Origin of the sequence: Pseudomonas sp. WMBT8 (assembly GCF_050916005.1) — a bacterium.
Taxonomy (GTDB): Bacteria; Pseudomonadota; Gammaproteobacteria; order Pseudomonadales; family Pseudomonadaceae; genus Aquipseudomonas.
Window position 1 is genome coordinate 3,266,731 of sequence record NZ_CP188096.1, and the last position, 12,389, is coordinate 3,279,119.

Sequence of the window (12,389 nt, forward strand, 5' to 3'; positions counted from 1 at the left end):
AAGGAATCAGCCAGAGAAATCCACAGGCCCGTTGGCCTTGGATTTATGCTCGGTCAATTGAGGGAGCTGCGGCATATCCAGAGCTTGTTGGGCTGGGGCCAGTAAGTCGAAGTACGCCGACTTGACGAGGTAGTCCCCCTGAGTCCCGTACTCGATACTGCTCGGATTGAGGGTGATGTAGCTGCCCCCTGCGTTGAGGGTGATCTTCTTTTTCGCCGTGATATGAATCTCGTCCTCGGTACTGGTGATCTCCAAGCCGTGACGCGCGAGTAACTCCAGCTTGTCGTTTTGCGCCTGGATCTTTACCGCCCCCTGATTAGCGATCAGCTTGATCCCCAGCTTGCGCACAAACAGGCTCATCCCTTGACCCACGCCGATAAACAGCCGCTTGACCACGCTGATATCTGCCTCGGCCCCGGCGTTGATCATGAGGTCGTGTTGCGCGGCCAGTTGCAGGTGCTGGCCGCTGGTCATGGCAACACCATCAGGCGCGCTGATCATCAGCACGGACGACTTGAGTTGCTCTAGGTGTTGCTTGAGAAACTTCAACTGCGCCTGTACATCGGCGGGATCTGCGTGGGCTTCCTGGGCGTCTACCGACAACCCATCCAACTGTTCGCCCGCCTGCTGGAGTCGACCAACCGCTGCGCTCATTTCAAGCATTTGGCCCTGCGCTTTGGGCTGTGCGTCAGCGCTGATGAAGATGCCGCTGCCCGCACGAATGGCGGCATGACCATCGGTACGCAATTCGGCTCCCTGGCCTCGCGGTTGGCGCTCACCATCCACCAAATGCCCAAGGTTGAGCTGGCTCTTGCCACTGTGCTCGGTACTCAGCTTGACGTGCTCCTGCCCCCGCGTGTCGTCCATGCGCAGTTTGTTGTTCGCCGGGGTGCGCAGGACGTTGCGTTTGTAGTTGCGCAAGGTCACGTGGTCGACGTGCTGGCTGTCGTGCAGGGCGTGGGCGATGTAGGGGCGGTCGGGGTCGCCTTGTTCGAAGGCCACCGCCACTTCGGTGCCGGCAATCAGCGGTAGGTGCAAGCCGTGGGTGTCGCCGGCATAGGACCGGGCCAGGCGTAGCCAGAGGCTTTCCTGACCCGGCGTCCAGCTGTCGCGGTCGAACAGGAACTGCACCCGGTAGCGCCCTTCCAGGTCGATATGAGCATAGGGGTCGTTGGCCTGGTTGCTGGTGACGCGGGCGGGGATACTGCCAGCGATCAGAGGTTTGTCCTTGAGTGCCGGGCGAAAGCACACGTTTTCTGAGTAGGGGATGGCCTCAAAGGTGGCGATGAAGCTGCTGTCACGGGCGGCGGTGGTTGTCAGGCCGGTGATCACCGCTCCAGGTGTAAAAGCCTGGGGCGCGCCGCCGGTGACTTTGAGCACCTGGCCCGGCGCCAGGGTGGCGCTGCTGGTGACGCCGTTGAGTTGGGTCTGATCGTTGAGGTAGCGTTCGTGGCGCAGGCGCCCGTAGAAATAGCCGCTTTCGCTGAGCAGGTCTTCATCCTGATCCAGCCGGTTGCCGAGAGCTTTGTAGGGTTCGGCGTAGTGGTAGGCCTCGCCGTAGGTGGTTTTGGCGCCGCGGGTCTGGTCAATGTCGCCGTTCAGGTCCGCGCGGGCGTCGCGGTGGTGGTAGGCGCGAAAATGCACCTGTTGCTCGACTACCTGATGGTTGGATTGCAGGTTCCACACGCTGTCCTGGTCGCTGCTGCTGAGGCCGGATTGTGGGTGGTAAGGCAGTTCGACGTTGAACTGGTAGAGGCGTTGATCGTCGCAGAACTCGACCACATCAATGCGCAGGCGCTCGTCACTGGTGAAGCGGTACCAGATACCCACTTCCGCCAGCAGGCGGGTGATGAAGGCCAGGTCGCTTTCGCCGTATTGCATGACCTGTTCGCGCTTGGGGTAGTCGCGTTTGAGGCTGAAGAGAAAGTCTTGGCCTTCAAAGTCGTGGCGGCTGCGCAGGATGCTTTCGACGATTTGCGGCACTGATTGGTGCTGGTAGATGCGGAACTGACGGCTGCGCGCGAGCAGGGCCAGGCGTGGTTGCAAGGTGATTGCATAACCGGCCTGGTCGTTGGAGCCGGACTGGCGCTTGAAGCTGGTGATCACGCCGTGCAGGGTGCGCAGGGGTTTGATCGGGGGTGGCGTCAAAACTAACAAGGGCAGCTTTTTCGGCGGCGCGTGCAGGCTGAAACAGACGTCTTGGCCGAGCAGGGTTTCGGCGGGGAGGTCGCGTTCGGTGCTGGTGAATTCGATGTGATAGGAGAATGGTTCGCTTAGCCGCTCCTGACCTTCGAAGGCGAGGACGTCCAGCGAGACAGGAACGTTGCGCACCCATAGCGTGTGTCGGCAGTGATCGAAAAAAACGCTCGGTAATACGCTGGAAGTCATCCCTTTACTCCTGAACGCGAGAGAGCTCAGAGAGTAAAGATTTGTTATCGGCGAATAATGTCGGAAGATTCGACTTTACAAGAAGGGTGCTTCCGGAATCTGATTGAGCGTCGACAGGCTATCGATATGTCGATACTCCACCTGCAACCCGGCCGCCAGCTCCTGAGCCTTGCCCAACCGAATCGGCCCACGTTCGATATCAATCAGCAGCCCTGGGCAATCCAATTGCGGCCATCCGGCAATCGCTTTCAGCCGCCCATCCGTAATCACTAACACACGCTGCTGCTCAGCCGGATACCGCTTGCGCCGCGCCGCCAGCCAATGCCCAGCCTCGGTCAACGCCGCCAGCAGCGGCGTACCACCGCCCGCGCCCAACTGATCCAGCCAGCCCGCCAAGCCTTTCGCTGCTTTCAACCCCTGTACCTGCCACTTCGGCGCCTGCCCGCTGGCCGTCAGCAATGCCATACGTGCGCGCTGTCGATAAGCATCGTCAAACAGCTGGGCCAGCAAGCCCTTGGCGTCGGTTAATGCACGATGCCGCCGGGTGGAGGCCGACGCATCCACGATCACCAGCCACAACTCATGGGCCGAACAGCTGCGCAGGTGATAGCGCAGGTCTTCACGAGATTGCGGCCGCCCCCCCAGCAGGGTGCCCGGCCAGTTGACCGAGCCCTGCTGCGCGCTGCGCGCCTTGCCCTGGCGGCCCCTGTCCAGTCGCCCTGCTTTGGGACGGGCATCCGCCCCCGTATCAGGTCGGGGGCGGATGCCTAGGGCTTTTTTGGCCAGCTAGGCACTTCTCGGCGAGCACCCGTGGGCAATGCGGGTGCGGGCATGTCGCCCCATTGGCCCTGGCCCGACGCGCTATCTGAAGGCTGGGGCGCCTGGCCCTGATCGGACCTGCCTGCAGGCGGTGCTTGCTCCTGGCGACGATGGCGCAGGGCAAATTCGGCAACGGCCTCTATATCTTCTTCGGCGATGGCCGCAGCCCCACGCCACGCCGCATGGGCCCGCGCGCCGCGCAACCACACCAGATCGGCACGCAGGCCGTCGACACCGGCGGCAAAGCAGCGCTCGGTAATCTGCGCCAGGGCCTGGTCATCCAGGGCGATGCTTTCCAGGCGTGCACGGGCCTGGGTGCAACGCGCACGCAGCGCCGCTTGCTGGTCAGCCCACTGCGCGCAGAAAGCGCCGGGGTCGCTATCGAAATCCAGGCGCCGGCGAATGATCTGCCCGCGCTCGGTCGGCAAAGTCTGCCCGCTCAATGCCACGTTGAAACCAAACCGATCCAGCAACTGCGGGCGCAACTCGCCCTCTTCCGGGTTCATCGTGCCGATCAGCACAAAACGCGCCGAGTGCCGGTGGGAGATGCCATCGCGCTCGATCAGGTTGGTGCCGCTGGCGGCGACGTCGAGCAACAAGTCCACCAGGTGATCGGGCAGCAGGTTGACTTCATCCACGTACAACACGCCACCGTCAGCCTTGGCCAGCACGCCCGGGGAAAACTGCGCACGGCCTTCGCTCAGCGCCGCATCCAGGTCCAGGGTGCCGACCAAACGCTCTTCGGTGGCGCCCAACGGCAAGGTGACGAACTGCCCGCTGGCCAACAGATCCGCCAGGCCACGGGCCAGGGTGGACTTGGCCATGCCGCGCGGGCCTTCGATCAGCACGCCACCGATCTTCGGGTCGATAGCGGTCAGGCACAGGGCAAGCTTCAGGTCGTCGGCGCCGACCACTGCCGACAGTGGAAAATGGGGGATGTCAGTCATCAACTGTCTTCTTCTATGTCCAGCAACAGGTTTTCCAATGCCTCGCGGTAGGCCCCCGGCTCCTGCCACATACCACGCTGCTGGGCTTCCAGCATGCGCTCGGTCATGTCGCGCAGGGCGTCGGGGTTGTGCTGTTGCACAAACGCCCGGGTGTCGGGGTCGAGCAGGTAGGCATCGGCCAGCAGTGCATATTGGTGATCGTCGATCAGCGCAGTAGTGGCGTCAAAGGCAAACAGATTGTCCACCGTTGCCGCCATCTCGAACGCGCCTTTGTAGCCGTGACGCTTGACCCCTTCGATCCACTTGGGATTGGCCGCGCGGGAGCGGATCACCCGGTTCAGCTCTTCCTTCAGCGTGCGGATCTTCGGCAGGTCCGGCTGGCTGTGATCGCCATGATAGCTGGCAGCCTTGCTGCCACTGAGGGTTTCCACGGCCGCGAGCATGCCGCCCTGGAATTGGTAGTAGTCATTGGAGTCGAGCAAGTCGTGCTCGCGGTTGTCCTGGTTCTGCAACACGGCCTGCACCTGGCTCAGGCGCTGGGCGAACTGTTCACGGGCCGCAGTGCCTTCATCAGAGCCACCATAGGCGTAGCCACCCCAATTGAGGTAGACCTCGGCCAGGTCTGCGCGGCTTTGCCACAGGCGAGCGTCAATGGCGCCCTGCACGCCCGCGCCATAGGCACCGGGCTTCGCCCCGAAAATGCGCCAGCCGGCCTGCCTGGCCGCAGCCTCTTCATCCAGGCCAGACTTACGCAGCGCCTCGCGCTCGCTGCGCACCTTAGCCGCCAGGGGGTTTAGGTCGTCCGGTTCATCCAGCGCCGCGACCGCCTGCACCGCAGCATCGAACAAGCGGATCAGGTTGGCGAAGGCATCGCGGAAGAACCCGGACACCCGCAACGTAACGTCAACTCGCGGGCGGTCAAGCAAGCTGATGGGCAGGATTTCAAAGTCATCGACACGCTGGCTGCCCGTGGCCCATACCGGTCGCACGCCCATCAACGCCATGGCCTGGGCGATGTCGTCACCGCCGGTGCGCATGGTCGCGGTGCCCCACACCGAAAGCCCGAGCTGGCGCAAATGGTCACCATGGTCCTGCAGGTGCCGCTCAAGCATCAGGTTGGCGGACTGGAAGCCGATACGCCAGGCAGTGGTGGTGGGCAGGTTACGCACATCGACGGTGAAGAAGTTACGCCCGGTCGGCAGCACATCGAGGCGCCCACGGCTCGGTGCGCCGCTAGGCCCCGCCGGTACGAAACGACCGTCCAAGGCATCCAGCAAGCCACGCATTTCCGCCGGGCCACAGGCATCAAGGCGCGGTGCGACGACGATGCGCAGGCTTTCGACCACGGATTTCACATCTTCCCAGCCGGGCTCCTCAAGCTGTTCGAGGGGCCCTTCCAGGGCCTGTTCGATCAACCGCGCCGCGTATAGCTCCAGACGCTCGCGGGTATCGCCGGCGGTGCGCCACAACTGCCCGTCGATCTTCTGCAACACGTCGGGGCGGCGCCCGGTCCAGGGTTCGGCCAGGGCGCAATCGAGCGGGTCAAAGCCCAGCTCGAAGGCCTTGGCCAACACGCGCAGCAGGCTTGATTGCGGGCCGCGCCCGTCGCCACGCGGGATGCGCAGCAGGGCCAACAAGGTATCGATACGCAGGCGCCCCTCGGGCGATTCGCCAAAGATATGCAGGCCGTCGCGGATCTGCGATTCCTTCAGGTCACACAGGTAGGTGTCCAGGCGCGGCAGCCACACGGCAGCGTCGGCCTCGTTATCCAGCGCAAGCTCCTGATCGATGCGGGTTTCGCGCACCAGCTTGAGGATGTCCTTTTGCAGTTCCAGGGCACGGCGCGGGTCGAGCAACTGCGCTTCGTAATACTCATCCGCCAACAGTTCCAGGTTACGCAGCGGGCCGTAAGTCTCGGCGCGGGTCAGCGGCGGCATCAAGTGATCGATGATCACCGCCTGGGTGCGGCGCTTGGCCTGGGCGCCCTCGCCCGGGTCGTTGACGATAAACGGGTAGATATTGGGCAGCGGCCCCAGCAACGCATCCGGCCAGCAGTTCTCCGACAGCCCGACGCCTTTGCCCGGCAGCCATTCCAGGTTGCCATGCTTGCCCACGTGGATCACGCCGTGGGCGCCGTAGGTGTGGCGCAGCCAGAAATAAAACGCCAGGTAAGCGTGGGGCGGCACCAGGTCCGGGTCGTGGTACACCGCGCTGGCATCCACCTGGTAACCCCGCGCCGGCTGGATGCCGACAAAGGTCAGGCCCAGGCGCAGGCCGGCGATCATCATGCGCCCGTCGCGGCACATCGGATCGTTATGGGGCGTGCCCCAGCGTTCCAGTACAGCCTGGCGGTTGGCCTCGGGCAAGCGATTGAACATCGCCTGGTAATCGTCCAGCCCCAGGCTTTGATGGCAGGGGCGCAGGTCGAGGCTGTCGAGGTCGTTGGTCACACCGCCGAGCAGCTCGTGGATCAAGGCGGTGCCGCTGTCCGGCAAGGTGGGCGGCAGCGGATAACCCTTGGCTTGCAGGGCACGCAGGATATTCAAGGCCGCAGCCGGCGTATCCAGGCCCACGCCGTTACCGATGCGCCCGTCGCGCGTCGGGTAGTTGGCCAGGATCAGGGCGATGCGTTTTTCTGCATTCGGCACCCGGGCAAGTTCGACCCAGCGCCGCGCCAGTTCGGCCACAAAGTCCATGCGTTCGGGGGCTGCGCGGTAGCACACCACGTCCGACTGGCTGCGCTCGCTGCGCCAGGCCAGGTCCTTGAAGCTGATCGGGCGGCTGATGATGCGCCCGTCCAGTTCCGGCAAGGCGATGTGCATCGCCAGGTCGCGCGGGCCAAGGCCTTGTTCGCTGGCTTCCCAGCCGGGTTGGTTGTCCTGGGCGCAGATGGCCTGGATCACCGGAATATTGCGGCGAAATGGCCGCAAATGGGGCGCTTCGGGGCTGGATTGGGCAAAGCCGGTGGTGTTCAGTATCACCGCTGCCTGCACCTCATCCAGCAGATCCTCGACCACCGTCAGGCAGCCGGGCTCCTTCAAACTGGCCACCGCCATTGGCAGCGGATTCAGGCCCGCCGCCTGCAAGCGCTGGCAGAACACGTCGATAAAAGCGGTATTGGCCGCCTGCAAGTGCGAGCGGTAGAACAGCACCGCTGACACCGGCCAATCGGTGCTCCAGTCCGCCTGCCAGTCACTGAGGCGCGCATTGGCGATGCGGGGGTGATAAATCGCCGTGCGCGGCAGGGTTTGCGGTTCGGCCCAGGGGTAATCGCGGCCCAGGTAGCTACTGGCCAGACAGCGATAGAAATCCAGCGCATTCCCCAGCCCGCCCTGGCGCAGAAAATGCCACAGGCGCTCACGCGCCTGCACATCCACGGTGCTCAGGTCGCTGAGTTCGGGGTCGGGACGGTCATCCCCCGGCACCAGGATCAACTGCACGCCCTGCCCGGCCAACTCCACCAGGCGCTGGATACCGTAGCGCCAGTAGCCGATGCCGCCATGCAGGGATATCAGGATGACCTTGGCGTGGCGCAACACCTCGTCCACATACAGGTCCACCGACGCGTGATTCTGCACCTGCATCGGGTTGGCCAGGCGCAGGCTCGGGTAGTCGTCGGGCAGTTGCTGGGCGGCTTCGGCCAACAGCGCCAGGCTGGAATCACCGCTGCACAGGATCACCAGCTCGGCGGGGGTCTGTCCAAGGTCGGCGATGTTGTCATCGGAGACGAAACCACCGGGCTGGGTCCTGAGCAGATGCATGGGTTAAACGCTGAGGGCAGCGCGCAATTGCGCTTCCAGGCCTGCTGCGTCCAGGTCCTGGCCGATCAGCACCAGGCGCGTGATGCGTGCTTCGTCAGCCCCCCAGGCGCGGTCGAAGTGCTTGTCAAAGCGCGTACCCACGCCCTGGATCAGCAGGCGCATCGGTTTGTTGGGGATCGCGGCGAAGCCTTTGACCCGCAGGATGCCGTGCTGCACCACCAATTGCGTCAGGGCGTCGAGCAGCAGCGCTTCATCAGCCTGTGGCAGGTCGATGGAGATGGAATCGAACGCATCGTGATCGTGATCGTCTTCACCTTCGTGGTGATGATCGTGATGGCTATGGCGCCCGTCGATATGCTCCTCGGAGCCAGCGCCCAGGCCAATCAACACGTCCAGGGGCAGGCGGCCGCTGCTGGCCTCGACGATTTTCACCGCTGGCGGCAGTTCTTCGGCGACTTCCTGGCGTACACGGGCCAGGTCTTCGGGGCTGATCAGGTCGGTTTTATTGAGGATCACCAGGTCGGCGCTGGCCAGTTGGTCGGCGAACAGCTCGTGCAGTGGCGATTCGTGGTCCAGGTTGGGGTCGAGTTTGCGCATGGCGTCGACCTGGTCGGGAAATGCGGCGAAGGTGCCGGCGGCCACGGCCGGGCTGTCGACCACAGTGATCACCGCGTCAACCGTGCAGGCGCTGCGGATTTCCGGCCACTGGAAGGCCTGGACCAACGGCTTGGGCAGGGCCAGGCCGGAGGTTTCGATGAGGATATGGTCAAGGTCGCCACGGCGCGCCACCAGTTCACGCATCACCGGGAAGAACTCTTCCTGCACGGTGCAGCACAGGCAGCCGTTGGCCAGTTCGTAGACACGGCCGTTGGCCTCTTCTTCGGTGCAACCGATGGAACACTGCTTGAGGATCTCGCCGTCGATGCCCAGCTCGCCGAATTCGTTGACGATCACCGCAATGCGCCGGCCCTGGGCGTTGTCCAGCATGTGGCGCAGCAAGGTGGTTTTGCCCGAGCCGAGAAAGCCGGTGACGATAGTGACGGGGAGTTTGGCCAGTGTTTTCATCGGATGCCCTTTGGGGCGGGCATACGGGACGACTGGCCCTGCGGCGGCGCAGGTGCTGGATTCGTCACCGGATCACCCCGCCCGGTTGAAATGGAAAATCGGTTGCGAGGCAGGTCTCCTGGCTTGGGGCTTGCCGGCCTTGCGGCTGGCGCTGGCTGCGCCTTCCCGCCTGGTACAGGCAGTGGCGTGGCAGTCAGATAAACCCTTTACAGTTGCGGGGGCAGCCGCGGCTTGGACCGCGTTCCCTTCTTAGCTTCGGCCGCAGCCGAAGAACCTCGAACGTGCAAGGCTACGCAGTGCCCGGCAGCTGGTCAACGTCGCGCAGCTAAACGCATCTAGTTACTCAAGGGCCCACCTCACCTCTGGGGACCCAAAGTGAAACCGTCACGCCTCGAACACTACTTAACTATCGCACCTCTCACCAACCCACCGCATACACTGAATATGCATCCACATTAGCTGGAACGATGACAATCAATCCAACAGAAAACGCAATTCAACCAATATCACTCGCTATAACGCCTAAAACCAATAACCTCCCATCTTTGCAGACACTGAACAATGATGTTTCCCACCGTACTTTGTCGTAGACATCAGCCGATAGTATTTCTGATAGACCCTGACCTGGCAGGAGACCAGCTCAACGTTATGACATGGACAATTTTGACTATACGTTTGCTCATGCCTGCCCCCTAATCGCCTTTTCAGGAGCGTTACTAGCCAGCACTACAAAGACCTGTACGTAGTGCAGACCGTAAAAGCACCTTATGTAAAAGCCCGCCTTGAATCCAGCCTGGCTATCCAGCCCACACGAGTTAAAGAGGTGCTGTAATTTAATGAAATCCATTTCGCAGTTAGCACGAGGAACAGCAGCCTTGAAAAACATCACTCACTCTCAAGGCAGCTTTCCAAACAATCCAACCCCAAGCCCACCTATTCAATGGGGATACAAACACGATGAAGTCTTCAGCAAGCATTCAACCCAGTGCGCCTATGCTTAACGCACCTCGCACTACACTCCCCAAAGACACTTCTCCCACCTTAGCACCGACACAAAGCATCTCATCGGACATTCCATATTTTGAGAGCTACACCCACTCAATGCTGGCAGAAAAACTACTGGCCCATTTCATAGATTTGGAAGTCCCAAGCGCTAAAACATCCAACAGCTTTCGCTTGGATGAGCTTAAAAGTATGGCGAGAGGCAAACTACACGACGGACGAGATGCCACACAAGAGCAAGTAGAGCTTGCAAAGCAGGTCATCAACCGCCCAGAACTAGTCAAGTCACTCTTTGGTTCGCACTCCGGCAATGTGACCTGGGACCAAGTCGCTCTTATCGCTGGAGACTTCAAAAGTCTCAGCGATGCAGCCCTGCTGGACCAAGCGAGAATTTACTTTCGCGAATTTGCCAAAGGTCCCAAAGATCATTATGTAAACTTTAACGAACTGCGAGAGGCCGCACGCCAAACAAGAAGCACCCGCCACTTTTCGTACAATGCAACCAAAGTTGCCCAAGAACTTCTTAAGCGGCCTGACCTGCTTTGGGATTTGGATACAAAGCCTGTCTCGCTCTCACGTCCAAGCAAACCAGACAACAGATTTGGGTTGGGCAGTATTTTTTACTCAGAAGATTGGGTTTCCACGTCGCCGCGTCGCCCTGGCTGATCAGGCAGGCGTCAATTCGTCTATTTGACGCCCGCCCTCTGGCCATGCTCTCCTACACATCTTGTTTCGGGTGCCCTTTACAGGGTGAAACGGGAAACCGGTCAATCATGCATGCATGACCAATCCGGTGCTGCCCCCGCAACGGTAAGCGAGCGAAGCGTCACAGCCACTGTGCTTTTGGCATGGGAAGGCGATGCTTTCAGGACTCAGGAGAGCCCCCTCGCAAGCCCGGAGACCGGCCCGAAAAATCAAATAACAAACCCGCGGTGGGCGGGCGCTGTTCAGAACCCTGCGTGCCCGGCTCGCGGGGTTTTCATGCGCTCGTGTCACCCTGCCACTCGAAAGGGACGTGCCATGTCGATCATCAGCAGCACCTCACACACCGCCAGCAGCTCCGCCACCTTGAGCCAACGCCTGACCGCCGCCATCGGCGCGGCGATCCTCGGTGCATGCCTGGTGTATTTCGCCGGGTTCTCGCACATCGAGGCCGTGCACAACGCTGCCCACGATACGCGCCACAGCGCCGCCTTCCCGTGCCACTGAGACCTGCCGCCATGATCAAGCGAATTGCGCAAACCGCAGGTTTCACCGGCCTGCTGGCCGCCCTGTTGCTGACCCTGCTGCAAAGCTTCTGGGTGGCCCCGCTAATCCTGCAGGCAGAAACCTTCGAAAACGCCCCGGCCGCGACCGAGGTACATGAGCATGCCCCTGGCGCTACGGCCCACAGCCACGACGCCGAGGCCTGGGAGCCGGAAAATGGCTGGCAGCGCGTGCTCTCCACCACTGGCGGCAACCTGGTGGTCGCCGTAGGTTTTGCACTGATGCTCGCCGGCCTCTACACCCTGCGTGCCCCGACCCGCACCGCCCAGGGCCTGCTCTGGGGCCTGGCCGGCTACGCCACCTTTGTGTTGGCGCCGACCCTCGGCCTGCCACCGGAGCTGCCCGGCACCGCTGCGGCGGACCTGGCGCAACGGCAGATCTGGTGGATCGGCACGGCAGCCTCCACTGCCGCCGGCATTGCGCTGATTGTGTTTGGTCGCAACTGGCTGCTGAAGATCCTCGGCGTGGCCATCCTGGCGGTGCCCCATGTGGTTGGCGCGCCACAGCCCGAAGTGCACTCGATGCTCGCCCCAGAAGCCCTGGAAGCACAGTTCAAGATCGCTTCGCAGCTGACCAACGTTGCGTTCTGGCTGGCCCTGGGCCTGATCAGTGCCTGGTTGTTCCGGCGTAACCGCGACGATCAGTACTCGGCATGACAACGGCCAACACCCGGCCGGCCCTGGTGGTCGGCCTGGGTTGCCAGGGTGGTTGCAGCGTCGAGGCGTTATTGGCGCTGTTCAATGAAGCCTTGGCTGGCGCAGGGATCGACCCTCGGCACATCAGCGCACTGGCGAGTATCGACCGCAAGCAGGATGAGCCGGGTTTACTGGCCCTGGCCGCCAGCCTGGGGTTGCCGCTGAAGTTTTTCAGTGCCCAGCAACTGGCGAGCCACGAAGCGCAACTGAGCCACCGCTCTGCCGTCGCCTTTGCCCATACCGGCTGCCATGGCATCGCTGAAAGCGCCGCCCTGGCCCTGGCCACGCAGCTGGCCCAGCGCCCTGCCCGCCTGTTGATCAACCGCCAGAAAAGCCCGCAAGCCACCTTTGCATTGGCGTGCGCCGGCTGAATTCCCGATAATCCCCGTCCTTGATCATGAGCGGTCTTCATCTACAGCCCGCCTTGCCCGCTTTTTCACAGGAAT

Annotated in this window: 9 protein-coding genes and 2 riboswitches; of the genes, 4 read left to right on the forward strand and 5 right to left on the reverse strand. The window is 62.2% G+C overall.

All coding sequences use genetic code 11. From position 1 onward, the window contains the following. Positions 1-6: 6 nt before the first annotated feature. From ACO77H_RS15105 to cobW, 5 genes are all read right to left on the reverse strand, one after another. Positions 7-2,388 carry a type VI secretion system Vgr family protein gene (locus ACO77H_RS15105; RefSeq protein ID WP_432754189.1) on the reverse strand — a complete coding sequence of 794 codons (2,382 nt, stop codon included), beginning with the start codon at positions 2,386-2,388 and terminating at the stop codon, positions 7-9. A gap of 75 nt (positions 2,389-2,463) precedes the next feature. Continuing rightward, positions 2,464-3,102, reverse strand: a complete 639-nt coding sequence (locus tag ACO77H_RS15110) for a VWA domain-containing protein (protein ID WP_169953324.1) — start codon at positions 3,100-3,102, stop codon at positions 2,464-2,466. Positions 3,103-3,155: 53 nt separating this feature from the next. Continuing rightward, the gene (locus ACO77H_RS15115; protein WP_432754190.1) at positions 3,156-4,154 is read right to left on the reverse strand and encodes an ATP-binding protein; all 999 of its coding nucleotides are present in this window, start codon (positions 4,152-4,154) and stop codon (positions 3,156-3,158) included. Next, the gene (gene cobN, locus ACO77H_RS15120; protein WP_432754191.1) at positions 4,154-7,915 is read right to left on the reverse strand and encodes a cobaltochelatase subunit CobN; all 3,762 of its coding nucleotides are present in this window, start codon (positions 7,913-7,915) and stop codon (positions 4,154-4,156) included. The genes ACO77H_RS15115 and cobN overlap by 1 nt, the downstream gene beginning before the upstream one ends. A gap of 3 nt (positions 7,916-7,918) precedes the next feature. After that, positions 7,919-8,980 carry a cobalamin biosynthesis protein CobW gene (gene cobW / locus ACO77H_RS15125; RefSeq protein WP_432754192.1) on the reverse strand — a complete coding sequence of 354 codons (1,062 nt, stop codon included), beginning with the start codon at positions 8,978-8,980 and terminating at the stop codon, positions 7,919-7,921. Positions 8,981-9,071: 91 nt separating this feature from the next. After that, positions 9,072-9,273, reverse strand: a riboswitch (cobalamin riboswitch). A 700-nt stretch (positions 9,274-9,973) separates the two neighbouring features. Here cobW and ACO77H_RS15130 point away from each other — a divergent pair. From ACO77H_RS15130 to ACO77H_RS15145, 4 genes are all read left to right on the forward strand, one after another. Beyond that, on the forward strand, positions 9,974-10,648 hold the full coding sequence (locus tag ACO77H_RS15130; protein ID WP_432754193.1) for a hypothetical protein: 675 nt from the start codon (positions 9,974-9,976) through the stop codon (positions 10,646-10,648). Between the two features lie 51 nt (positions 10,649-10,699). Then, a riboswitch (cobalamin riboswitch) is annotated at positions 10,700-10,906 on the forward strand. Positions 10,907-11,002: 96 nt separating this feature from the next. Next, positions 11,003-11,191, forward strand: coding sequence for a CbtB domain-containing protein (locus tag ACO77H_RS15135; protein WP_131696627.1), 189 nt, complete (start codon positions 11,003-11,005; stop codon positions 11,189-11,191). A gap of 11 nt (positions 11,192-11,202) precedes the next feature. Further along, the gene (locus ACO77H_RS15140) at positions 11,203-11,904 is read left to right on the forward strand and encodes a CbtA family protein (protein ID WP_432754194.1); all 702 of its coding nucleotides are present in this window, start codon (positions 11,203-11,205) and stop codon (positions 11,902-11,904) included. Further along, complete coding sequence (locus tag ACO77H_RS15145; protein ID WP_170041313.1) at positions 11,901-12,314, forward strand: cobalamin biosynthesis protein; 414 nt, start codon at positions 11,901-11,903, stop codon at positions 12,312-12,314. Before ACO77H_RS15140 ends, ACO77H_RS15145 begins: the two co-directional genes overlap by 4 nt. Positions 12,315-12,389 lie beyond the last annotated feature (75 nt).